Annotated in this window: 21 protein-coding genes; 13 read left to right on the top strand and 8 right to left on the bottom strand. The window is 71.6% G+C overall.

Going from position 1 to position 22497, the window contains the following annotated elements; translation table 11 throughout:
• Positions 1–6: 6 nt before the first annotated feature.
• The gene (locus ADL15_RS50090) at positions 7–690 is read right to left on the bottom strand and encodes a hypothetical protein (RefSeq protein ID WP_067708407.1); all 684 of its coding nucleotides are present in this window, start codon (positions 688–690) and stop codon (positions 7–9) included.
• A gap of 142 nt (positions 691–832) precedes the next feature.
• Between ADL15_RS50090 and ADL15_RS50085 the strand changes: the two genes are divergently transcribed.
• Positions 833–2419 carry a GGDEF domain-containing protein gene (locus ADL15_RS50085; protein WP_232345126.1) on the top strand — a complete coding sequence of 529 codons (1587 nt, stop codon included), beginning with the start codon at positions 833–835 and terminating at the stop codon, positions 2417–2419.
• A gap of 49 nt (positions 2420–2468) precedes the next feature.
• Here the strand turns inward: ADL15_RS50085 and ADL15_RS50080 are convergent, their stop codons facing one another.
• From ADL15_RS50080 to ADL15_RS50065, 4 genes are all read right to left on the bottom strand, one after another.
• The gene (locus ADL15_RS50080) at positions 2469–2993 is read right to left on the bottom strand and encodes an RICIN domain-containing protein (RefSeq protein ID WP_067708405.1); all 525 of its coding nucleotides are present in this window, start codon (positions 2991–2993) and stop codon (positions 2469–2471) included.
• A 98-nt stretch (positions 2994–3091) separates the two neighbouring features.
• The gene (locus ADL15_RS50075; protein WP_067708402.1) at positions 3092–3904 is read right to left on the bottom strand and encodes an EAL domain-containing protein; all 813 of its coding nucleotides are present in this window, start codon (positions 3902–3904) and stop codon (positions 3092–3094) included.
• A 15-nt stretch (positions 3905–3919) separates the two neighbouring features.
• Positions 3920–5362 carry a GGDEF domain-containing protein gene (locus tag ADL15_RS50070; RefSeq protein ID WP_067708437.1) on the bottom strand — a complete coding sequence of 481 codons (1443 nt, stop codon included), beginning with the start codon at positions 5360–5362 and terminating at the stop codon, positions 3920–3922.
• Positions 5363–5463: 101 nt separating this feature from the next.
• Positions 5464–7065 carry a serine/threonine-protein kinase gene (locus tag ADL15_RS50065; RefSeq protein ID WP_083972684.1) on the bottom strand — a complete coding sequence of 534 codons (1602 nt, stop codon included), beginning with the start codon at positions 7063–7065 and terminating at the stop codon, positions 5464–5466.
• A 151-nt stretch (positions 7066–7216) separates the two neighbouring features.
• On the opposite strand from ADL15_RS50065, the gene ADL15_RS50060 reads away from it, so the two are divergent.
• The 5 genes from ADL15_RS50060 to ADL15_RS50040 all read left to right on the top strand — a co-directional run bounded on the left by ADL15_RS50060 (position 7217) and on the right by ADL15_RS50040 (position 13047).
• Positions 7217–8893 (top strand): hypothetical protein, encoded by a 1677-nt coding sequence (locus tag ADL15_RS50060; protein ID WP_067708396.1) that lies wholly within the window; start codon positions 7217–7219, stop codon positions 8891–8893.
• Positions 8894–8993: 100 nt separating this feature from the next.
• Positions 8994–9527, top strand: a complete 534-nt coding sequence (locus ADL15_RS50055; protein WP_067708391.1) for a PadR family transcriptional regulator — start codon at positions 8994–8996, stop codon at positions 9525–9527.
• Positions 9524–10207: an ABC transporter ATP-binding protein gene (locus tag ADL15_RS50050; RefSeq protein WP_067708389.1), complete on the top strand. Its 684-nt coding sequence runs from the start codon at positions 9524–9526 to the stop codon at positions 10205–10207. Before ADL15_RS50055 ends, ADL15_RS50050 begins: the two co-directional genes overlap by 4 nt.
• Positions 10204–12384, top strand: coding sequence for an FtsX-like permease family protein (locus tag ADL15_RS50045; protein ID WP_067708386.1), 2181 nt, complete (start codon positions 10204–10206; stop codon positions 12382–12384). The genes ADL15_RS50050 and ADL15_RS50045 overlap by 4 nt, the downstream gene beginning before the upstream one ends.
• A 30-nt stretch (positions 12385–12414) precedes the next feature.
• Positions 12415–13047, top strand: a complete 633-nt coding sequence (locus ADL15_RS50040; RefSeq protein ID WP_067708383.1) for a DedA family protein — start codon at positions 12415–12417, stop codon at positions 13045–13047.
• Here ADL15_RS50040 and ADL15_RS56795 read toward each other — a convergent pair.
• Positions 13040–13162: a hypothetical protein gene (locus tag ADL15_RS56795; RefSeq protein WP_269748454.1), complete on the bottom strand. Its 123-nt coding sequence runs from the start codon at positions 13160–13162 to the stop codon at positions 13040–13042. The two genes, ADL15_RS50040 and ADL15_RS56795, sit on opposite strands and share 8 nt — an antisense overlap.
• A gap of 114 nt (positions 13163–13276) precedes the next feature.
• Here ADL15_RS56795 and ADL15_RS50035 point away from each other — a divergent pair, with 114 nt between their 5' ends.
• Entirely contained in the window at positions 13277–14398 is a 1122-nt protein-coding gene (locus ADL15_RS50035; protein WP_067708378.1) for an HAF repeat-containing protein, read from the top strand.
• A 162-nt stretch (positions 14399–14560) separates the two neighbouring features.
• Here the strand turns inward: ADL15_RS50035 and ADL15_RS50030 are convergent, their stop codons facing one another.
• Positions 14561–15493 carry a cyclase family protein gene (locus tag ADL15_RS50030; RefSeq protein ID WP_067708372.1) on the bottom strand — a complete coding sequence of 311 codons (933 nt, stop codon included), beginning with the start codon at positions 15491–15493 and terminating at the stop codon, positions 14561–14563.
• Between the two features lie 375 nt (positions 15494–15868).
• Here ADL15_RS50030 and ADL15_RS53840 point away from each other — a divergent pair, with 375 nt between their 5' ends.
• The 4 genes from ADL15_RS53840 (at position 15869) to ADL15_RS50015 (ending at position 18422) form a co-directional block, all read left to right on the top strand.
• Positions 15869–16111, top strand: coding sequence for a hypothetical protein (locus ADL15_RS53840; RefSeq protein WP_157442109.1), 243 nt, complete (start codon positions 15869–15871; stop codon positions 16109–16111).
• Complete coding sequence (locus ADL15_RS52460; RefSeq protein ID WP_083972683.1) at positions 16108–17367, top strand: RNA-guided endonuclease InsQ/TnpB family protein; 1260 nt, start codon at positions 16108–16110, stop codon at positions 17365–17367. The genes ADL15_RS53840 and ADL15_RS52460 overlap by 4 nt, the downstream gene beginning before the upstream one ends.
• 75 nt (positions 17368–17442) lie before the next feature.
• Positions 17443–18111: an SCO6745 family protein gene (locus ADL15_RS50020; RefSeq protein ID WP_067708365.1), complete on the top strand. Its 669-nt coding sequence runs from the start codon at positions 17443–17445 to the stop codon at positions 18109–18111.
• A 98-nt stretch (positions 18112–18209) separates the two neighbouring features.
• A complete protein-coding gene (locus ADL15_RS50015) occupies positions 18210–18422 on the top strand; it encodes a hypothetical protein (protein ID WP_067708360.1) in 213 nt (70 codons plus the stop codon).
• Here ADL15_RS50015 and ADL15_RS50010 read toward each other — a convergent pair.
• Entirely contained in the window at positions 18385–20283 is a 1899-nt protein-coding gene (locus ADL15_RS50010; RefSeq protein ID WP_067708358.1) for a WD40 repeat domain-containing protein, read from the bottom strand. The genes ADL15_RS50015 and ADL15_RS50010 overlap by 38 nt on opposite strands.
• A 269-nt stretch (positions 20284–20552) precedes the next feature.
• On the opposite strand from ADL15_RS50010, the gene ADL15_RS50005 reads away from it, so the two are divergent.
• The gene (locus ADL15_RS50005) at positions 20553–21374 is read left to right on the top strand and encodes a CPBP family intramembrane glutamic endopeptidase (RefSeq protein WP_067708355.1); all 822 of its coding nucleotides are present in this window, start codon (positions 20553–20555) and stop codon (positions 21372–21374) included.
• 495 nt (positions 21375–21869) lie between these two features.
• The gene (locus ADL15_RS50000) at positions 21870–22403 is read left to right on the top strand and encodes an AAA family ATPase (protein ID WP_198171365.1); all 534 of its coding nucleotides are present in this window, start codon (positions 21870–21872) and stop codon (positions 22401–22403) included.
• Positions 22404–22497: the final 94 nt, after the last annotated feature.

Below are 22497 nucleotides of genomic sequence, written 5' to 3'. Positions count from 1 at the left end.
GACCAGTCAGAGCACGGCGATCACCAGTGCGCCGATGCCCTCGCTGCTGAAGAACGGGATGCCGTGCATGACGTCCGGGGCGACGGTCAGCACGAGGTAGCCGACCAGCGCGCGGACCGCCACCGAGTTCGTCGGAGTGCTCAGCACGAGCCGGGCGCCGAGCGCGAGCAGCAGCAGGTCACCGAGCGGGTAGGCGGCCGAGACCAGCCGGGTCGCGGCCGTCGCGCCGGTGTCGCCGACCGTGGGGCCGATCAGGTAGACCCAGCACAGCAGGCCGGCCGCGACCGTGAGGATGGCCGCGTCGATCAGGCCGGGCAGGTCCCAGCCCGGTGTGCGGCGGCGCAGGATGAGCACCATCGCGAACGCACCCAGCATGTAGACGAACAGGTACAGCACGTCGGCCGGTCCCGGCCCGGGCGGCGTGGTGCCGGTGATGATCCCGGGCAGGAAACCCGCGACCAGGCCCAGCGCCAGGCAGACCGACAGCACCCGAGGCCACCAGGACGTGGGCCGGTGCAGCCGGATACCGACGAGCAGCCCGGCCAGGCCGCAGGCGAAACAGGCCTGGAAGAGCAGCCCGTAGACCACCGGAGGCGCGCCGGCCACGGTCGCGACGACGAACGCGACGATCATGCCGGTACCGACGACGAGGTACCAGGCCCACGGCGACAGCCGCGTTCGGCTCGGCATGGCCATGGTCCCCCTGTCAACGCCCATCAGGAGGTTCGGCACATCCGGCACGTGATCAAGCTGGTTGGCGGCGCTACCGCCCGGCAATCGTCCTCCCCGGCCCCTCGCAACCTCGGGCTGCCAGCCTGGAGGGAACGAACCTATGGACGGGACCGAGATGTCGATGCTCGAGCAGGTGGCGCCGCCGCAGACCGCCGCCGGTCTCGCCGCGGAGCTGCTGAAGTTGGAGCTGATCACCGCTCCCGACCTGCCCGCCGAACGCGACCGGGCGCTCGCGGCGCAGCGCCTCGCCGTGCGCCTGGGCCGGCGTGACCTCTACCTGCGGGCCACCCTGCACCTGGGCGACGTCCGGGGCCGGGAGGGCGACACCGTCGAGCTGGGCCGGATCGCCCACGCCGTCTACCCCGAAGCGGTCCAGATCGGCGACGCCTATCTGCTGGCCCGCAGCCACCGGCAGCTGTCGGTGTTCTTCTACTCGGTGGGCGATCTGGCCAACGCCATGGCGCACGTCGTGCAGTGCATGTCGCACACCGGCGACGACGTCCTGCCGGCGATCCGGGCCCGGCACCTGATGTCACTGGCCGTGGTGCTCGACGAGACCGGCGCCACCGAGGAGGCCGCCGGGCGGTTCGCCGAGGCGCTGGCCATCGCCGAGACGCTGGGCGACGAGCTGATGACGCTCACCGTGCTCAACAACATGACCTACACCGCGTTCGAGCAGGGCGATCGGGAGCTCGCCGAGCGGCTGGCCGACCGGATGCGGGAGATCGCCCGCAGCCACGGCATCCCGATCCCGGCCAGCAACCTGGACACCATGGCCCGGGTCTGGATGATGTCCGGCCGCTACGCGCAGGCCGAGAACGAGCTGGCACCGCTGTGGGACGAGGACTCGGCGCACCTGCTCAACGTCGGTCACGCCATCGTCGAGGCGCTGGTCACCGCCGCCGAGGCGCAGCGGGAGCAGCACGCCTACGACCGCGCGCAACGCACCCTCGACCATGCGGTGCGGCTGTGCGCCGAACGGGACCTGCCCGGCTTCCGGGCCAAGACCCGAGAGGCACAAGCACTTTTGTACGCCGCGGCGGGCCGCTGGCAGGAGGCGTTCGAGGAGTTCCGGCGCTTCCACACCGAGACGCAGGCCCTGCAGTCGGCGCAGCGGGAGGCGCGCGCCCAGAGCCTGCACGCCGTCTACGAGGCCGACGAGGCCCGGCGGGCCAGCGCGACGTTCCGCGAGATGGCCTACCGCGACGCGCTCACCACCCTGCACAACCGCCGCTACGTCGACGAGGTGCTGCCCACCCTGCTGGCCGGCCCCGCGTGCCGGGTGCTGTCGGTGGCGCTGCTCGACCTGGACCACTTCAAGACGGTCAACGACACCCTGTCGCACCAGGCCGGCGACCGGGTGCTGCAGGAGGTGGCCACGGTCCTGCTCCGGTCGGTGCCGGCCGCGGCGACCGTGGCCCGGCTCGGCGGCGAGGAGTTCGTGCTGCTCCTGCCGGGTTTCGACGCCGCCGCCGGGCTGCGGACCGCGGAGGCGGCGCGCCGGGCGGTGGCCGAGCACGACTGGACCCCGATCACCGGCACTCTCGCGGTGACCACCAGCGTCGGCGTCACCACGGTCACCTGCGACGGCGCCGGCACACCGTCGGCCACGCTCGAGGCCGCGGACCGCCACCTGTACGAGGCCAAACGCGCCGGCCGCGACCGGGTCTGCGCCGGCACCCGGTGATGGGGTGGCCCTGTCTGCGGGAACAGGGCCACCCGTCACCTGCGGTTCGTCACGCCGGCACCGCGATGCTGAACCGCTGAGCGAAGTCGTTCTGGCAGGTGAACTGGTCGATCGGCACGCTGTTGGCCGCGCTCTGGTTGCGCACGGTCAGGCATTTGCCGGCGAACGTCCTGATGTAGTAGGTCCCGCTCCCCGACGGCACGAGGCTGAACCGCTGGGCGAAGTCGTTCTGACAGGTGAACTGGTCGATCGGCACACTGTTGGCCGCGCTCTGGTTGCGCACCGTCAGACACTTGCCGGCGAACGTCGTGATGTAGTACGTCCCGCTGCCGGACGCGACCAGGCTGAACTGCTGGGCGAAGTCGCCCTGACACTGGAACTGGTCGATCGGCACGCTGTTCGCCGCGCTCTGATTGCGTACCGTGAAGCACTTGTCGGCGAACGTCCTGATCTCCTGCGACTGCAGGGCGGCGGGGGCGGCCTGTGCCACGCCACCCGCGGACACCAGTGCCGTCACGGTCGCGGCCGTGGTCACCGCGAGCCGGCGCAGACCGCTTCCCGATGTGCTGTTCATGGGGACTCCTCTTCCGATGACTCGGGGAACCTCGAGGTGTGCACGAGTGGTTCGCCGTGTCGCCGGATGCGGATGTCGAGTGTCGCCCAGACGACAGATCAGAGCGCCGGCAGTGCCGCCACCGTGAGCCTCTGCAACAGCACCCGGCCGATCGACGCGACCGTCGCCGGGTCGTCGGTCCGCAGCACGCCGACGCCGAGCCGGTGGCACAGCGCCACCGCGTGGTGCGGGGTCATCACGACCAGGCAGCTCTCGCCGGGGAACGGCGTGCTCACCCCGTCGGGCCGCAGCACGGCGGAGTAGAGGGCCTGCGCACTGACCTGATCGACCTGGGGCTGCCACGGCGCCAGGTCGTCCGGGGTGCCGTAGGAGCCGAGCAGCACCGCGTGCTCCTGGCCGTCCACGGCGGCGGCCACCCGTTCCAGCGCGCGCCGGGCCGCTGCTTCGCTGATCCGGTCGGCGCCGCCGGTCGCTGCCACCTCGTACGGGGTGCCGACCGGCTGGTGCAGGCCGGGACGCGGTGCCCGCAGTCCGGGCGCGACGGCGATGTCGGTGAGCCGCAGCTCCGCCGGTGGCGCCGGTCGCCCGAAGTACCAGCCCTGGGCCCAGTCCGCGCCGAGCGCGCGGGCGGTGGCCACGTCCGCCGCGGTCTCCACCCCCTCTGCGATGATCTTGGCGCCGGTCCGTCGCGCGGTCGCGGTGACCACCGCGCACACCTCGGCGGTCGCCGCCGCGGACGGGTGGCGCAGCAGGTTCATGTCCAGCTTGATCACGTCCGGGTCGACGAACGGCAGGAACGCCAGCGACATCGGGTCGGCACCGACGTCGTCGAGGGCGATGCCGTTGCCCCGTCGGTGCGCCGCCCTCGCGATACCCAGCAGCGCGGCCGGCACCGTGGCCAGCGCCCGCATGACACCATCATCGGGTCACGACGGTGCGTCGCTGGTGGCGGCGTCCTCGGCGAGGCCGGCTGCCACGATGCGGTCGCGGCCGGTGTGTTTTGCCTGGTAGAGGGCGGCGTCGGCGCGGGCGATCAGCTGCTCGGACGTCTCCACCTGGTCCCAGGCCGCCGCGCCCGCCGAGAACGTCTGCGCCGCCGGGGTGACCTGCCGGAGCCGCTGCATGATCGTGCAGGCGGTGTCCAGGCCGGTGTCGGGCAGCAGCACGATGAACTCCTCGCCGCCGTAGCGGGCCAGGACGTCGGACTGGCGCACCTGGCCCAGCCACGCGGCGGCGGCCTCCTTGAGCAGCCGGTCGCCCGCCTGATGGCCGTGGGTGTCGTTGAACATCTTGAAGTGGTCGAGGTCGACCATGCAGACGCTGACCGGCAACCCGGTCTGCCGGGCCCGTTCCAGCACCCGGGGCAACTCGTCGGTCCAGGCCCGCCGGTTGGACAGGCCGGTCAGCTCGTCGCGGCGGGCCAGATCGCGCACCTGCGCGGTCTGGCGTTCGGCGAAGCGCAGCAGCACCGTCAGCCGGGTGACGACCAGCACCGACATGATCGTGGAGCCGGTGGCGATGGCCATGCCGTGCTGGAACGCGCCGTGCGACATCTGCAGGATCAGGACGGCCGGTGCCATCAGCAGCGCCAGGAGCAGCATCGACATCAGCGGGATGCCCGGTGGCCGCAGTTCGGCGGTGGCGCGTTGCTCATCGGTGGCGGTGGCGTGCCGCACGGCGTACCCGAGGATCACGAACGCGGCGAAGTAGAACGTGTCGATGCCCCGGATCGCCCAGTCCGGCACCGTGTGGCTGCCGATGAACAGCCAGATCAGGTCACCGGCCAGGAAGGTGATCAGGCCGGTGGCGAGCCACGGCGGCGCGAGGCCCCAGCGGACCGCCCGACGGGCTCCGGAGGCGCCGCCGCTGCGTACCAGGATGAGCGCCAGGAAGATCAGCAGCAGGTCGCCGACCGGGTAGGCCACCCGGACGAGCTGTCCGGCCAGGGAGTACTCGGGGTCGTCCAGGGCGGGTTCGATCGCGTAGACCCAGGCCAGCACGCCGATGCCCGACGTGATGGTGGCCGCGTCGAGGAGCGCCGGGCGGATCAGCTGGGGCGGCCAGCGCCGGATCATCAGACCGATGCTGGTCAGGACGGCCGGGTAGAACAGCAGGTAGAACGCGTCGGCGATGGTGGGGTAGGCCTCGCTGCCCAGCACGTCGTACACGATGGTGTTGGGAACGACAGCGGCCCCGTTCGCGAAGATGCCGAGAGCCAACAGATACCAGGCGACCCGCGCGTTGCGCGGCAGTCGCCGCGCGGCGACCACGATCACGGCGGTCGGGCCCAGGGTGTTGACCAGTGACCAGGCCAGCTCCACCCACGGGCCGATCGCCAGCAGCAGGTACCCGGCGATGGCAAGCACCATCGCCACGACGGACGTCCGCCACCAGCGCCGACCCATGGCTCCAGCAGATCGCAATCCGGGGGCGCCCATCACCCGAATCGGGTGCAGAACGGGAGCGAAAGTCAGGCGGCCGTGACGTGCGCGTCGCGCAGCACGACCGTGACCTTGGGGCCGTTGCCGCCGACCGCGGCCCCGAAGGTGACCTGGCCGCTCTTGTGGCGCGCGCCGGCGGCCTTGCCCCGGGACAGGTCGCTGGTCAGGACGGTCTTGCCGTCCACCGACACCTTGGCGGTGCTCTTGACCACGTCCACCCCGATCACGTGCGGACCGTTGTCCTCGATCTTGAGCATCTTCATGCTGCCCGCGACGACGTTGCGTTCGTCGGAGTAGTCGAGCGCGCCGTCGTTCAGGAACAGCACGGCCACGTCGTCGGCGCAGACCGAGGCGTAGTAGCCGTTGTCGCCGTCGGCGCTGAGGCGGAACCAGATCATCACGCAGGACCGCACCGACATCTCGGCCCGGACCGTGATGTGCGTGTCGCCCTCGAAGACCTGCCGGGGGCCGTACTCGCACTGGGTGAACGCCGTGGCCCGCACGATCAGGCCGTCGGCGGGCGTGCACCCGTTGGCCGCGTCACCGGAGGCCGACCACAGCCCGTCCGCGGTCAGCGGATCGAACAGCTCCTTCGCCGACTGCCGGACCGCCGGTAGGGCGATCACCGGGGACGCGCTGGGTTCCGCCGCGGCCGACGGCGTGCTCCGCGGGAGTTGCGCGCCCGCCCAGGCGCCCCCGGCGGCCAGCAGCACGACGGCCGCCGCGGCGAGCTGCCACCGGCCCCGGGGCCGGCGCAGACCCCTGGCGGCCTCGGCGGCCCGGTGCACGTCGGCCGGGATCGGCGTGTCCCGGCCCGGCCCGGCGGTCAGTTCCAGCAGCAGGTCCTGCGCGGTCGGCCGCTGCGCCGGGTCCTTGTCCAGGGCCCGCCCGACGATCCCGGCGAGGCCGGCGGGCAGGCCGTCCAGCTGCGGCGGCTGGGTCAGGATCCGGCCCGCGGTCGCCGCCGGGCTGTCCCCGGCGAACGGGTTCCGGCCGGTCGCCGCGTACGCGACCACCGCGCCCCAGGCGAAGACGTCGGCGGCCGGTGACAGCTGCTGATCCGCGTCCGGCGTGAACCGCTCCGGCGACATGTACGCCAGCGTGCCGACCATCTCCTGGGTGGCCGTGTGGTGACTGGTCGCCTCGACGGCCTTGGCGATCCCGAAGTCGATCACCTTCGGGGAGCCGAGCGCGAACAGCACGTTCGCCGGCTTCAGATCCCGGTGCACGATGCCCGCGCTGTGGATCGCCACCAGCGCCGACGCCACGCCCACCGCGACGCTGTGCAGGCTGCCGCCGCGCAACGGCCCCTGCTCCCGGATGACCTCGGCCAGGGTCGGGCCGTCCACGTACTCGACCACCAGGTACGGCGTCTCGTGGTCGGGGTCGGCGTCGAGGACCTCGGCCGTGCAGAACGCCGGCACCTCCCGCGCCCGGTTGACCTCGCTGCGGAACCGCGCCCGGAAGTTCTCCTCCCGGGCGTACTCCGCCTTGATGACCTTGACGGCGACCAGCCCGCCGACCGGGTCGCGCCCCAGGAACACGGCGCCCATCCCACCCTCGCCGAGGCGGCCGATCAGCTCATAACGGCCCAAAGAGCGCGGATCCTCCGGGCGCAGGGAAGAAGTCACGCGGGCACTCTAGTCCCCAGTGGACCGCCGGTGACCGGCACGCACTTGACACCCTGGTTCAAGATTCTTTCAGCCCATACGTGTTACGGTCCGCCGCCCGGATCGGCGCGCCCGTCACCGGCGGGAGCAAACGAACGGATCAGACGACCCGATGACACTGCTAGACCAGGTGCACGCCGGCCCGATCATCGCCACCCCGCGCTGGTGGGGCCGCCCTCCGGCGATGGCGGCGCTGCTCGCCGGCGTGCTCGGGCTGGTCTGGGCGCTCTGGTTCGCCCGCGACGCCGGTGACCTCGCCGCGCAGTACGCCTGGACGTCGTTCGTCCGCCACCACCCCGGATCGGCCTACAACCTCTCCTGGTACGGCGGCATCCACCCGGCCTCGTACAGCATCGTCTCGCCGTACCTGATGGCGTGGCTGGGTGTGCGCACCACGGGCGTGCTCGCCTGCGCCGGCGCCGCGTACCTCGGCGGGGTGGCCCTGACCCGGTTCGGCATCCGCCGTCCGCTGCCGGTGGCCCTCTGGATGGCCGTCGCGGTCTGGTCGAACCTGGCCGCCGGCCGGGTCACCTACCTGCTCGGCACGGTGTTCGCCCTGGCCGCGGTCACCCTCGCCCCGCCGCGGACCGGCGCACGGCAGCGGCACCGCCCGGTGATCGCGGCCGGGCTCGGTGTGCTCGCGACGCTGTGCAGCCCGGTCGCCGGCCTGTTCATCGAGGTGCTCGCGGCGGCGCTGTTCCTGATCGGCCGCCGCCGGCGCGCCTACCTGCTCGCGGCCGGCCCGCCGGTGGTGATCGCGGCGACCGCGCTGCTGTTCCCGTTCTCCGGCGTCCAGCCGTTCCCCTGGTACGCCGCCCTGGCCACGGTCGGCGCGGCGGTGGCCGTCGCCCGGCTGACCCCGCCGGCCTGGCGCACGGTCCGGGCCGGCGCCTGGGTCTACGCCGTCGGTGTCGCCCTGACCTGGCTGTTGCCCACGCCGATCGGCAGCAACGTGGAACGCCTCGTCCTGTTGGCCGGTGCCACCATCCTGTTCTGCGCGGCGCCGCTGGCCCTTTCGGTCCGTCGACGATCCCTTGCGTACGCCGTGGCCACCGTCCTGGCGGCCTGGACCGTGCTCCAGCCGCTCGCCGGGCTGGTCCGCACCACACCGGCGAACGCCGCGACCACCTCCGAGGCCAGCCCGATGATCGCCGAGCTGATGCGCCTGGGCGCGCAACGGGGCCGGGTGGAGGTCGTTCCCCTTCGTACCCATATGGAAGCTTCGGTGGTGGCGCCCTACGTCGGGCTGGCCCGCGGCTGGAACCGGCAGGCCGACGTCGAACGCAACCCGCTGTTCTACGACGGCACCCTGACCGCGGCCTCCTACCGCACCTGGCTGACCAACTGGAGCGTCGCGTACGTGGTGCTGCCCACCGACGAACCGGACAGCTCCGGCATCGCCGAGGCGGAGATCATCACCGCCGGGCCGTCCTGGCTGCCGCTGGTGTGGAGCGACGCGGCGTGGCGGATCTATCGGGTCGAGGGCTCCGACCCGCTGGTCTCGGCCCCGGCGACGGTGGTCTCGGCCGGCCCGGCCGCGCTCACCGTGCGGATGCCGAGCGCCGGCACCACCACGCTGCGGATCGCCTGGTCGCCGTGGCTCGCGATCGACGGAGTCGACCAGGACGTGGACGGCGGCGCCTGCCTGACCCAGAACGGCTCCTGGACCGACCTGTCCGCACCGGCCGCGGGGACCTACACGATCGAGGCCCGCTACGCGTTCGACCGCGGCACCCCGTGCCCGGTGGACGGCCCGAGCCGGGCACTCCGGCCGAGGTCGAACCGGTAGCCGCAGCCACGCCGACCCGCAGTTCCAACGTTTCCACAGGTCACGACATTGTCCTCTGTAGGTATATACGCGGGGTATACCCTCAGCGTACAGTCATCGCATGAGTGTTCCCCTGACCCTGCTCGGGCTGCTCGAACGCGCACCGAGCCACGGATACGACCTCAAACGCGACTACGACGCGCTCTTCGGCGTGGGCAAGTCCCTGCCCTTCGGGCAGGTCTACGCGACGCTGGGCCGGCTGTCCCGGGACGGCAAGGTGGTGATGGACGAGGTCTCCCCCGGCGACGGACCCGAACGCAAGCGCTACGTGATCACCGAGCAGGGCGCGACCGAGGTGAACACCTGGCTCGCCGACCCGGTCGCACCGGAGCCGCACCTGCAGAGCGTGCTGTTCACCAAGGTCGTGCTGGCCCTGATGCTGGACCGGCCGGCCGAGGCGTACCTGGACGGCCAGCGCCGCGCGCACCTGGCCCGGATGCGTGAGCTCACCGAGATCAAGCGCGCCGGTGACCTGATCGAGAAGATGCTCGCCGACCACGCCCTGTTCCACCTGGAGGCCGACCTGCGCTGGGTCGACGCCACCAGCGCGCGCCTCGACGCGCTGCGCGACCTGGTCAAGCGGGTGAAGCCGTGACCGCCGCGCTGAGCGCCCGCGGGGTCGAGCTGTCGTTCGGGGCGACACCCGCGCTGCGCGGTGCGGACCTGGCCGTGACCGAGGGCGAGATCGTGGCCGTGATGGGCCCGAGCGGTTCCGGCAAGTCGACGCTGCTGCACTGCCTGGCCGGGATCCTGGTGCCGGACGCGGGCGAGATCGACGTCGACGGCGTACGCATCAATGATCTTGATGAGACGGCCCGCAGCGAGCTGCGCCGCGACCGGTTCGGCTTCGTGTTCCAATTCGGTCAGCTGGTGCCGGAGCTGACCGCGGTGGAGAACGTCGCCCTGCCGCTGCTGCTGGCCGGTGTGCGCCGCGACGCCGCGATCCGGCGGGCCCGGCAGTGGTTCGGGCCGCTCGGCGTCGAGGGCCTGGAGAGCCGCCGCTCCGGCGAGCTCTCCGGTGGCCAGGCGCAGCGGGTCGCGCTGGCCCGGGGGCTGGTCGCCGAGCCGAAAGTGCTTTTCGCCGACGAGCCGACCGGCGCGCTCGACTCGTTCACCGGGGAGCAGGTGATGGATCTGCTGGTCGCCTCGGCGCGGGAGCGAGGCACGACCGTGGTCCTGGTGACCCACGAGGCGCGGGTCGCGGCATACGCGGATCGCGAAGTGATGGTCCGCGACGGCCGGGTCACCACACCGGCCGAGGTGGTCGTACCGTGATCGGTCTCGGACTTCGCCTGGCAGTCTCCGGCGGCCGGGAAGCGATCGTGCGCCTCGCGGTCCTGGCCGCGGCCGTCGCGGTCGGCACCGGCATGCTGCTGGTCACGCTCGCCGGCGTCAACGCCGTCCACGCGCAGAACCTGCGCTACTCCTGGCTGAACAGCGGCGTCACCAGCGCCGCCACCGGACCGGAGGCCGCCGACCCGGCGCTGTGGCAGATCCGCGAGGACTTCTTCCGCGGCGACCCGATCGCCCGCGTCGACGTGGCGATCTCCGGACCGGACGGCCCGGTCCTGCCCGGCCGGACCGCGCTGCCCGCGCCCGGCGAGTACGTCGTCTCCCCCGCACTCGACCGGCTGCTGCGCACCCACCCCGCGGACCAGCTGCGCGACCGCTTCCCGGGCCGGCAGACCGGCGTGCTCGGCCACGACGCGCTGCCCTCGCCCGACTCGCTGATCGCGGTCGTCGGCGGTACCCGCGAGCAGGTCAGCCGCATCCCGGGGGCCACCGAGGTCACCCGGATGGTCACCGTCTCCCCTGACGACTGCCGGGACTGCCGGGCCGGCATCGGCGCCGACGGCATCGTGCTGACCCTCTCGGTGGTCGCGGCCGCGCTGCTCTTCCCGTTGCTGATTTTCATCGGTACGGCCACCCGGCTCTCCGCGGCCCGCCGCGAGCAACGGTTCGCGGCGATGCGGCTGATCGGCGCCACCCCGCGCCAGATCACCCAGTTCGCGGCGGCCGAGTCGGCGGCCGCCGCGGCCGCCGGGGCGCTCGCCGGCCTCGCGGTGTTCTTCGCCGCCCGGGTCGGCCTGGCCCGGGTCCCGTTCACCGGGGACCCGTTCTTCCTCGACGACCTGTCGCTCTCGCTGCTCGACTGGCTGGTGGTCACCCTCGGTGTCCCGCTCGCCGCCGCGCTGGCCGCCCGGATCGCGCTGCGACGCGTCCGGATCTCCCCGCTCGGTGTCGCCCGCCGGGTCACCCCGCGCCCGCCGCGCGCCTGGCGGGTGCTCCCGCTGCTGCTCGCCCTCGCCGAACTCGGCTACCTGGTCGGGCACCGGCCACTGACCCGCAACGGCCAGGTGCTCGGTTACCTGGGCGGCATCTTCGGCGTGATGATCGGGCTGATGATCGCCGGGTCGTGGCTCACCATGGCCGGCTCGCGGCTGCTGGCCCGGCGCGCGCAACGGCCGGCCACGCTGATCGCCGGCCGGCGGCTGGCCGACAACCCGCGCGCCGGGTTCCGCGCGGTCAGCGGCCTGATGCTGGCGCTGTTCGTCACCAGCACCGCGACCGGCGTGATCACCACGATCGTGGCGGAGCGGTCCGGCTCACCCGGGGCGGCCGGCCACGACCTGGTCTCGGTGCTGATGCTCCCGGAGTTCGAGGGCACGCCGCCCGGCGAGATCCGGTTGCCGTCCGGGCTGCCCGCGCACCTGATCCGCGTCAACCCGGACGGTGGGCCGGAGACCCAGCACCTGCCCGGGCTGATCACCTGCGCCGACCTGGCCACCATCCCGGACGCCGGCGCCTGCCCGCCCGGCGCCCAGGTGGCCGAGGTCTGGCCCGGCCTGTCGGGGAACCCGGCCGAGGATCCGGCCTGGCCGGCGTCCACGTGGACCCCGGCACAGCTCGCCACCCTCAAGGTCATCAACGTGGTGGTGCCGACCGACGGCACCCCCGCGGCGATCGAGCACGCCCGGACCGTCCTCAACACCACTTTTCCGTACGGTCGGCTGCCCGCCACGGACGCCGACTACCGGCACGACTGGACCCGGCAGCTGCCCCAGTTCCAGCGGCTCGCCGACGTGGCGATCATCTCGAGCCTGGTCATCGCCGGCTGCAGCCTGGCGGTCAGTGTCACCGGCGGGCTCACCGAGCGGAGGCGGCCGTTCGCGATGCTGCGGCTGACCGGTGTCCGCCTCAGCGAGCTGCGCCGGGTGGTGGTGCTGGAGAGCGCGGTCCCACTGCTGGCGGTCTCGGTCGTCGCGGTCGGCACCGGCTTCCTGGCCGCGCACTTCTTTCTTCGCTCACAGATGGAGTACGAGCTGCACCCGCCGGGTACCTCGTACTACGTCATCGTGGTCGCCGGCCTGCTCGCGGCGATCGGGGTGATCGCCTCGACGATGCCGCTGCTGAACCGGATGACCGGACCGGCCGCCGCCCGTAACGAGTGATGTACTCCTACATGATGTAGGTTCTCGGGCGTGACCTCTGCGCTCGGCCCGACCTTCATCGACCCGGAGTGGCTGATCTCGACGTTCGGCCTGGTCGGGATCCTGCTCATCGTGTTCGCCGAGTCCGGGCTGCTGTTCGGCTTCTTCCTGCCCGGCGACTCGCTGCTGTTCACCGGTGGCCTGCTCATCGCCGGCGGCACCTACCTGCACCAGCCGCTCTGGCTGATGTGCCTGCTGGTGTCGATCGCCGCGATCGCCGGTGACCAGGTCGGCTACCTGTTCGGCCGGCGGTTCGGCCCCGCGCTGTTCCGCCGCCCGAACTCCCGGCTGTTCAAGCAGGAGAACCTCACCCGCGCCCAGGAGTTCTTCGCCAAGTACGGCGCCCGCTCGATCGTGCTCGCGCGGTTCGTCCCGATCGTCCGGACGTTCACCCCGATCGTGGCCGGGGCGAGCCACATGTACTACCGCACGTTCCTGCTCTATAACGTGCTCGGCGGCACGCTGTGGGGCTGCGGGGTGACCGTGCTGGGCTACTTCCTCGGCCAGATCGCGTTCGTGAAGTCCAACATCGAACTGATCCTGATCGGCATCGTGCTCGTCTCGGTGATCCCGATCGGCATCGAACTGCTGCGCAGCCGCCGCAAACGCCGCCGGGTCAGCTGACCGCGACCGTCCCGGCCGGGAACAGCGGGGCGGCACCCGGACGGCGGGTCACCAGCAGCACGACGAGCAGCGCCAGGGTTCGTCCTGCTGGCCGAGGCGAGCCTCGTCCTCGCATCTGCTTGTTCAAGAGGCGGCTGATGCCCGCCGTAAGCGGACCGTAAGGAGCTCGGACGCCCCCGCCGAGCAGAATCGACATCGACTTAATTCGATACTCGGAGGGGCTTCAGCGATGCGTTCACGGGGAACAGCGAGCTACGTCGCGATCGCGGCCGTCCTGGCCGGTGCGGGGATCGCCGCGGCACCGGCCGCCGCCGCGCCGGCACTGCCCAGGTACACCTACATCGACCTCGGCGTGCTCGGGAAACCGACCACCGGCGAGTCTCCGCAGGCCATGGCGGCCGGGTTGAACAACACCCGGACCGTCGTCGGGGACTCCACGATCGCCGGCATCTACGGCTTCCACGGTTTCGTCTGGCGCGACGGCGCCCGCACCGACGTGGGCACGATCCTCGCGAGCCCGTACGCGGCCAGCGGCGCCACCGCGGTCAACGACCAGGGCGTCGTCGTCGGGGCGACAAGCGTGACCGCGACCGATCCGGGTCACGCGTTCCGCTACGCCGGCGGTGTCCTGACCGACCTGGGCACGGGTGCGGGACCCGGCAGCGGCAGCAGCGCCCTGGACGTCAACGACAGCGGCACGATCGTCGGCCGCCGGATCACCCAGCAGGGCGCACCCGACGACGGCGCCGTCTGGCGCGACGGCAAGGTCACCGTGCTCGGGTCGCTCGGCGGCAGCGCCGGACCGTGGGGCACCAACAGCGTTGCCAACGCGGTGAACAACATCGGTCAGGTGGTCGGCCAGGCCGCCGCACCGGACGGCTCCCCGCACGCGTTCCTGTGGCCGGGCAGTGGCGCGCTCCGCGACCTGGGCACCCTCGGCGGCGTCGGCAACGGCACCTACGCCACCGACATCAACGACCTGGGCCACGTCGTCGGCGCGTCCGGCACCCGCACCGAGCAGATCCACGCGACGCTGTGGCGCGACGGCGCCATCCGTGACCTCGGCACGCTCGGTGGCACGTACTCGGAGGCTCGTGCGCTCAACGAGTCCGGCCAGGTGGTCGGCTCCTCCCGGACCACCGGCGACGCGGACTACCACGCGTTCCTGTGGCAGTCCGGCCGGATGGTCGACCTGAACCAGCGCGTCCCGGCCCTGCCCGCCGGGGTGACCCTGGTCTACGCGGCCGCCATCAACGACCACGGCGCCATCGCCGGCTACGCCTGCCCCTACACCTGCTCAGCGGGCGGTGACTTCGCCCGGCGCGCGTTCCTGCTGGTCCCGACGCCCTGACCCACGGGCCGGACCACGGGATCCGGCAGAACCGGACCGTGGACGACGCAGCGGGTCGCCGAGGTTCTCGGGCCCGGCCAGGTCTCCCTGGCTGCCCGCGGCTTCATCGAGGTCCGGCGGTTCCGCGCCGCTGGCCGGAGCCGTGGGAGCACGGCCAGCCGGTCAGAAAGTGGCGATCGGGTTGACCGGGCTGCCGGACGTGCCGGCGAAGCGGACCGGAGCGACCGTCAGGTGGAAGTCCCACTGACCCAGCTCGGTGGCCGTGGACGCGCACGCCTCCAGGTCGCAGTTGTCCAGCAGCCACAGGCCCATCGCGACCAGGGCCACCGCGTGCACCGGCATCAGCACGTCCGGATAGCCCGACGGCTGCACGTCCTGCGGGGTGTCGGCCGCGATCAGCGCGACGCCGCGGTCGTGCAGCCACGGCAGGCAGGACGCGTGCCAGCCGGCCTGGGTGAACCCGCTGTTCTCGGCGCCCTCGCGGCGGGCGCGGCCGTAGCCGGTACGCAGGAGCACCGCGTCGCCCGGTCGCACCTGGACACCCTGGCGGCGCTCGGCCTCCTCGAGATCCTCGGGGAACACGCCCTGGCCCGGCTCCAGCCATGGCACGTCGCGGGCCGCCGCCACGTCCAGCAGGACACCGCGCGTGACGATCCCGGTCGCCGCCGCCGTGACGTCCGCCCACGCCGAGCCGGTGGCCGGGTCGACCAGGGAGTGCGGGCGCCCGTTGTACAGCGTGCCGTCCCAGAACAGGTGGCACGGCGAGTCGAGGTGGGTGAGCGTGTTGCCGTGGAACGTCAGGCCGAGCCGTTCCGTCGAGAAGCCCCAGCGGCGGTCGGCGTGGAACGCGGCCGGCAGGTTCTCACCGCCGGGCATGTCGGCGGCGCACGGGCACGTCGTCGTCGACCGCTCCATGTCCCGCGGCACGGCGACCTCCCACGCGCACGACACGCTCCGGCCGTGCCGCACGGCCTGGGCCGCCGCCAGCCGGACGTCATCGGTGATCAGGTTCAGCGTGCCGCGCTCGTCGTCGTCGCCCCACCGCCCCCAGTTCGACAGCGTGTCGAAATACCCGAGCACGTCGTCCTGTGTCATCGACTCCCCCGTTCACTCCCGGCAAGACACCGCAGGCAGGCTATCCCGCCTCGGGAACGCAGACCGCGACGACGAAGCGAAGGTTAGCCACTCGCGCTGAGCGCCCACCGCGGCCGAGCCCGACAGTTCTGTTGAAGATCAGCGGTGTACCGGACATTCGCCCGAATGTCTCCCACCGACGAGTAGCACGTCCCGATCCAACAGGCCGCACCGTTCGTTGACGGGCCGTCATATTCCAAGGTGCCGAACGAAGCAGACCCGTCTGTCGACTTACGCAGTTTTTGATATGTGGCGAAGCCTGACAGGTTCAGACGGCCGGTGAATCGCTGCTATTGACCTTGGACGTTAGGCATGCGGCGTGTGTATGTTCCGTTGGTGTATGGGTTTCCGGCGAATCGTGGTGAGGCGTACCGCCTCGGTCATCGCCTGCAGTGGTTCGCGCAGTATCGCCATCGCGTGCTTCTGGGCCCAGGAGTTCCCAGCGCTGAAGAAGCGGTTGCCGACCCTGTGGCCAAGCCGCACTTCGCCTCGGCGGCCGCCAAGGTCAGCACGGCGACGATCAAGCCGTATGCCGACACGAAGTGGGAGCATCCCTGGCGCGAAGAGCTGGCACCGTGAAGATCAAACACGGATACATGCGCCGGCTCGCACCGACCCCCGAACAGACCGCGGCTTTGGACGATCAAAGTCACGCGGCGCGCGCAGTGTGGAATCTGCTTCACGACTGGTCCACCGGGCACGGCCGCTGCTTACGGCCTTCGGTGAAGGACGCCGACAATGCGATCCGGCAGGCGCGTAAGGAGGTTCCTTGGCTGGCCGTGGTTCCGGCGCAAGCGGCTCAGGCGGTCCTGAAGACGTACCGGCGGGCGTGGACGAATTTCTTCGAGGGCCGTGCCGGGCCCCCGGAGTACAAGAGCCGGGCCCGGTCGCGTGCCGTCGTCGACATCCCGCAGGGCCGATCCCTAGCGGTGAAACGCCTGAACCGGCGTTGGGCGCAGTTGTGGGTACCGAAGGTCGGCACGGTCCGGTTCCGGTGGACCGGTCCGATCCCGGGCGTCGGCCGTGAACCCGGCCGGCTGACCGGCGCTCGGTTGGTTCGTGAAGCCATCGGCTGGCACGTAGTGTTCCGCACCGAGGTCGTCAGGGCCGACCCGGCGCCGCATCCCGGCCCTATGGTCGGCATCGATCGGGGTGTGACCGTCGCGCTGGCGTTGTCGGACGGCAACGATCGAGAGCACGGGCCGTGGATGAGGCCGAAGGAGCAGGAACGGCTGTTGCGCCTGGAACGGGCCGCCGCCCGTAAGTGGCGGGCACATATGCGGGGAGCACCGGCGTCGAAACGGTTGTCCCGCACTTATGACCAGATCGCGAAGCTACGCGCGAGAGCCAAGCGCCGGCGCACCGACTGGCAGCACCAGACCACGACCGCGTTAGCCAACCGGTATGGAGTGGTCGTGGTCGAGGACCTAACAATTGAGAACATGGTCCGTAGGCCCAAGCCGAAACCCAACCCGAACCGGCCCGGAGCGTTCCTGAAGAACCGGGCCAGGGTCAAAGCCGGGTTGAACCGGTCGATGTTGAACGAAGCTCATACGGCGACTGTCACGATGCTGGCGTACAAGCTGGCCGAACGCGGTGGCACCCTGATCAGAGTGCCTGCCCGGTACACGTCACAGACGTGTTCCCAATGTGGGCACCGTGATCCCAGTTTCCGCAAGGGCATCGCGTTCTCGTGCACCTCGTGCGGCTGGATCGGCCACGCCGACACCAACGCTGCCATCAACATTCACGCGGCCGGACGGGTCGTATACGGACTGCTGAGCCCTGCACCTCGGGGCGACGAAGCGTCAAGATCCAACCGGCGTGCGGCATGACCGCCACCGGAATCTGCCCCTGCCAGAGGGGTTGAGGATGTCAATGACACGGCTACTTCGCCGGCGCCGCTCGGCCTGGCACCGGCCGAGGTGGTGCACGCGGTCTTCTACAACTTCGCCGACGGCGAGGTGGCCCGGCACATCCCCTGGGTCTGGGGCAAGATCACCCCGCAGGAGGCGATCGCCGTGCGCGAGCGGGGCAGCGCCGCCGCACTGCGCCAGGCGATCGGGGACCTCGCCCACTCCCCCGGCCTGGCCCGGCTCGCCGCCATCGCCACCCGGGCCGCGGTCAGCGCGCCGGTCGAGGGACGGATTCTGTACGCGGGTCTGCGCGCCCTGGCCGTCCCCGAGGAGCCGGTCGCCCAGCTCCGGCACGCGGCGACCCTGCTGCGCGAGCACCGCGGCGACGGCCACAACGCCGTGCTGGTCGCGCACGGCATCGGCGGCACCGAGGCGCACGTGCTGCTCGCGCTCACCCTCGGGATGCGCGCCGAGGAGTTCGGCCGGGTCCACCACCTGCCCGCGGCACAGCTGGCCGCGGTCGTGGACGGGCTGCGCGACCGCGGCCTGGTCAACACCGACGGCGGGTTCACCGACGCCGGCCGCGAGCTCCGGGAACGGATCGAGGCCCGTACCGACGAGCTGGCAGCGCCGGCGTACGACGTGCTCAGCGCGGACGACCTCGACGAGCTGATCGCGGGTCTCGAGCCGATCGCTGCCGCCGTGACAGCCGCCGATCTCTGAAAAGGACCGTGGGGGTGACGTCCGGCCGTAGACGCCCGTACTCCTTCCAAGATCGTTATGTTCGTGTTCCACGAGTCCACCACGAAGGAGCCGAGACTGTGACCGCCACCGTAAGGTCCGTCGACCTGCCCGAGGGCACCACCGCCCACGACGAAACCCTCGATCGCTGGTACGTCAAACGGCTCGCCGGCATGTTCCCGTGGCGAGCCGGCAACGGCGAGAAGCTGACCAATTTCGAGGTCGACAACTTCCTGCGCAGCGGCCGCATCAACATCACCCTGCCGGAGCGCCACCAGTACCCGGTGGGGTGAGCCGGTCGACCTCGGCACAGTAGAGGTCGCGGCGGCAGGCCAGGACCAGCCGACCGTGCGGTGCCCAGGCCAGCGCCTGGGCCGGATACGGCAGTGTGAGCAGGCCGATGCGCTGTCGGGTGCTGACGTCGACGACCGACACCGTGTTGTCGGTGCGCGCCATCGCGATCACGCCATCGGCTGCCGCGAGGGCAACGACCGGCGCGTCCTGGCCAGGTTCGACCCGGGACACCTCGCCGGTCCGCAGGTCGTGCATCCGTACGAGCGAACCATGCACCGTGACCACGGCGGACCCGGCACCGATCCATCCCCGGACCGCTTCGCCGATCTCGGCGTTCACTGCTTTTCCGGTACGGGTGACAAGATCCCAGACCGTCAACGGGCCGAACATGCCACCGACCGCGGCGGTGGGTCGCCCGTCCAGTAGTCCTACCGCGACACCGCGCGGCGGATAGTCGTTGTCGATCGTGCCCAGGTGCAGCCCGGTCCGGACCTGGGTGAGCTGGATCCGGCCGTTGCATCCCGCGGTGAGCACGGCCGGCTCACCGTCGAGCTCGAACGGCACGGCGACGTCGACCTCCTCGCCGTGCCCCAGCGTGATCGCCGGCTGGGGATGCCCGTCGACCCAGCGGTGCAACGCCCCGTCGTGGGTCTCGTGCAAATCACCGCCGACGGCCAGCAGACACGCTTGAATCGCCGCGACGGCGTTGACCCGCCCGGGCAGCGACCCGAGGTCAGGCCGCCGAGCACCGTCGGCGACCCGCCACACACTCAGGGCACCGTCACCCCCACCCGCCACGATCTCGCCGTCCGGGGTGACGGTCAGGCACCGGATGTCGGTGCGCTGCCCGGAACCGGCACCCGCCCGCTCACCGTCGAGATGCCACACGGAGATCGCGTCATCCACTGCCGAGCCGGCGAGCAGGATGCCGGGCCCGCCGGAGAGCATCCGGGCGTAGCGCACCGGCCCGGCCAGCGGCGCACCGACCGGCCCACCGGCCCGAACGTCCCACAGGGTCACGGCTTCACCGTCCGCGATGCCCAGCAGCGGCCCGCCGTCAGCGGCTGCAAGAGCGGCGATGCTCCACGGCCGGAGCACGAAACGCGCGTCGAGCAGCCGACGACTGCCGGTCTCGGCATCCACCACGGTGATCGCGCCGTCGAAGTCCAGGACGGCGACCGTCGGACTGCCCGGCCAGCTGACGATCACGGCGGGGACCTGGCCGTCGGACAGGGGCAGGACACCGGCACGGGTGCCGTCGACAAGGTCCCACAGGGTCACCGCGTCCCGCCCGGTCGCGGCCACGAGGTGGCCGGCGACGTGCGCGACAGCGACCGCGTTCAGCCGCTCGCCGGTGTCCACCGTCGTGGTCCGGCCGCTCCGCAGCGCCGTGACCCGCAGGAAACCGTCCCAGCCGACGGTCACCACCGCCGGGCCGTCGGCCAGCACCGCGGTGGTCATGTCCTGAACGTCCCGGGCGTCGTCGTGGCCGGGAAGCGTCCCGAGATCCTTGCCGGTCTCCAGGTCGACCAGCTTGGGCGCCCGCGCCCAGTCACGGATCACGGCGAGCGGCCGGCCGTCGACCACCACGGTGACGAACAGCGCCGAGGAGCCGACGTCCGGCACGGTCCGGAGCAGGGCGCCGGTAGCGCGATCCCAGATCCGCAGGCCCGGCTCGGGGCACCGCTCGTGATGCAGGTCGCCGAGGTGACAGTCGAAGTCCTCGTGCTGGTCGGTCAGCGTGACGAGAACGTCGACCCCACCGACCACGGCAGCCGCCAGAGCAGCCGGCTGGTCAGCGGCGAACACCTGCCGCAGCGCCGGATCCGGCCCCGACCAGGTGCTCCAGAGGGTACGCACCCACCGATGCTACGAGCGCCGCACCGGAAGACAGGCCCGTTCAGCTTGTGGCACTCTTCCGGACTCCCGGCACGCGGAGACGACGACCTGGCCAGCCCTTCCACCACAGTGAGCCGCTGATGCCGCACGACATAGCCGGCAAGCGCCGCCACGGCCCGGACGCGACCTCCGCGCCATCCCGCCGTACCAAATTCTGTCGCTCCTGCCCGGCACCGCATCCACGCCGGGGTTGCCAGCGGCCCGACAGTTCATCATGATCTTCGATCGTGATGTCGCTGATTCTCTCGGTCGCCCTGGTGCTCGCGGTCCTGGTGGACGCGACCGTGGGCACCGTCCGCACCCGGCGCGCGTTGGCGGCCGTCGATGCCGTGCCCGCGAACCGGTCCCGCTTCTACCGGCGTTTCATCGTCATCGGCTGGGTCCGCGCGGTCCTCGCGACGCTCGTGGTGTTCAGCGCGGGCCTCTCGCTCACCGACATCGGCCTGGCCGGGCCGGGCAGCGGCCCCACCGCGGGAGCCCCGGACGGCGGCACCCTCGGCTGGCTGGCCGCCGGGGTCCTGGTCCTGTCCACCGGGATCGGCGCCGTCCGCGCCCGTCGCAGCATGCGCGCCGGCCAGATCCACCCGCAGCGAGTCAAGATCGCCGCCCTGATCCCGCGAACGACCGGCGAACGCTGGCACGCCGCCGCCCTGTCGATCACCGCCGGCGTCACCGAGGAGATCTTCTTCCGCGGCGCGCTGATCGCCCTCGGCATCACGGTCTTCCACCTGCCGGTGCCGGCCGCCGCCGCGCTGAGCCTGGTCCTGTTCGCCGCCATGCACGCCTACCAGGGCCGTCTCGGCGTGCTGAACTCCGGCTTCGTCGGCCTGCTGTTCACCATCCTGACCCTGCTCTCCGGCAGCCTCTTCCCGGCGATCGTCATGCACATCGCGGTCGACCTGTTCGCCCTCCTGGTGGTTCCGGCCGAAGCCACCCCGCGTCCGCCGGACATCCCCGAGCAGCCCGCGGTGGTCCCTGCCGACCCCCCACCCCCGACCGAAAAAGACCAGCAGACCGCACCCACCCTCAGACCGCCCGCCCCCGCCGGCTGACCTCCCCCAAGGCAAAACCAGATTTCGTACGCAGGGAAAGCCCACCGACCCACCACCTCCGTCAACAAGCCCGCAATGGCGCACAAGTCGGCAACGACTGCGCGCAAAGTCCCTCGGCGCCCACCCCAGCCGAACCTGCCTGCCGGTTTCTGCCCAGACCCATAACGGCCACCACGACCAGCCCGAATCGCCGAGGCGGCCCTGGCGGCCCTTAAGCAGGGCCGATAAGGACCACCACGACCAGCCCAACCCGCCGAGCTGGCCCTGGCGGCCCTTAAGCGGGACCGATAAGGGCCGCTGCGCCCAGCCGGGGGCGCCGGGCTGGGTCTGACGGCCGTTGTGCCGAGTCGCGTGAGCCACGGCGACCTCGAAAAACCTGCCGGCCGCTTGCCGTGTGCTTCCACCGCCCCTGGACGTGGAACATCGTCCGCGCCGGGCAGCATGGAGCACATGGTTGAGGTGGTGAGAGATTCGCGGGGGCCCACGCTGTTCTTGATGGTGGGTCTGCCCGCGTCCGGGAAGACGTTTCGGGCGCGGGAACTCGCGGCGGAGCGCGGAGCCCTACGGCTCACCCCCGACGAGTGGGCGCTGACTCTTTTCGGTCAGGAGGACCGTCACCAGGAGCCGGGCGGCAAACGGTGGCTGCTGGAGGGCCGGCTCGTGGCACTGGCCCTCGACACCCTGCGGCTGGGGCTCAGCGTCGTTCTCGACTTCGGGCTCTGGTCGCGTGACGAGCGCTCCGCCCTGCGCTCGATGGCCGCTGCCGTGGGAGCGTCCTGCGAGATCGTCTACCTGCCGGTGGAACGCGACGTGCAATGGAGTCGCATGCAGCACCGCTGGGAGCACACACCGGAGCAGACCTTCCCGATGGCCGAGGCGGAGCTCGACCCGTGGCGAGCGCAGTTCGAGGTCCCCGGCGTGGACGAGATCTCCGGTTCGTCTCTGCCCGCTCCGCCACCCGGGCATGAGAGTTGGCTCGACTGGGCTCAGCGATTCTGGCCCTCCCTGGCGCAAAGCTCGACGATCTAGAACCAACGCCGTTCAGTTAGGCGGTGTGGGTGGTCGTCAAGGTGTGTCGTAGGCAGGAAACAGCGGAGCTCCTGTATAGAGGGTGGTCACTCTA

The sequence above is a fragment of the Actinoplanes awajinensis subsp. mycoplanecinus genome (assembly GCF_001509495.1).
GTDB lineage: Bacteria > Actinomycetota > Actinomycetes > Mycobacteriales > Micromonosporaceae > Actinoplanes > Actinoplanes palleronii.
This window is presented reverse-complemented; position numbering and strand designations above follow the sequence as displayed.

Bases quoted from the DNA above. Each gene is read 5' to 3' on its own strand.
- ADL15_RS50000 (WP_198171365.1), top strand. From the start codon at position 21,870: ATGGTGGGTCTGCCCGCGTCCGGGAAGACGTTTCGGGCGCGGGAACTC.
- ADL15_RS50080 (WP_067708405.1), bottom strand. From the start codon at position 2,993: ATGAACAGCACATCGGGAAGCGGTCTGCGCCGGCTCGCGGTGACCACG.
- ADL15_RS50090 (WP_067708407.1), bottom strand. From the start codon at position 690: ATGCCGAGCCGAACGCGGCTGTCGCCGTGGGCCTGGTACCTCGTCGTC.
- ADL15_RS50035 (WP_067708378.1), top strand. From the start codon at position 13,277: ATGCGTTCACGGGGAACAGCGAGCTACGTCGCGATCGCGGCCGTCCTG.
- ADL15_RS56795 (WP_269748454.1), bottom strand. From the start codon at position 13,162: ATGCGAGGACGAGGCTCGCCTCGGCCAGCAGGACGAACCCTGGCGCTG.
- ADL15_RS50060 (WP_067708396.1), top strand. From the start codon at position 7,217: ATGACACTGCTAGACCAGGTGCACGCCGGCCCGATCATCGCCACCCCG.
- ADL15_RS50075 (WP_067708402.1), bottom strand. From the start codon at position 3,904: ATGCGGGCGCTGGCCACGGTGCCGGCCGCGCTGCTGGGTATCGCGAGG.
- ADL15_RS50005 (WP_067708355.1), top strand. From the start codon at position 20,553: ATGTCGCTGATTCTCTCGGTCGCCCTGGTGCTCGCGGTCCTGGTGGAC.
- ADL15_RS50055 (WP_067708391.1), top strand. From the start codon at position 8,994: ATGAGTGTTCCCCTGACCCTGCTCGGGCTGCTCGAACGCGCACCGAGC.
- ADL15_RS50070 (WP_067708437.1), bottom strand. From the start codon at position 5,362: ATGGTGCTTGCCATCGCCGGGTACCTGCTGCTGGCGATCGGCCCGTGG.
- ADL15_RS50085 (WP_232345126.1), top strand. From the start codon at position 833: ATGGACGGGACCGAGATGTCGATGCTCGAGCAGGTGGCGCCGCCGCAG.
- ADL15_RS50030 (WP_067708372.1), bottom strand. From the start codon at position 15,493: ATGACACAGGACGACGTGCTCGGGTATTTCGACACGCTGTCGAACTGG.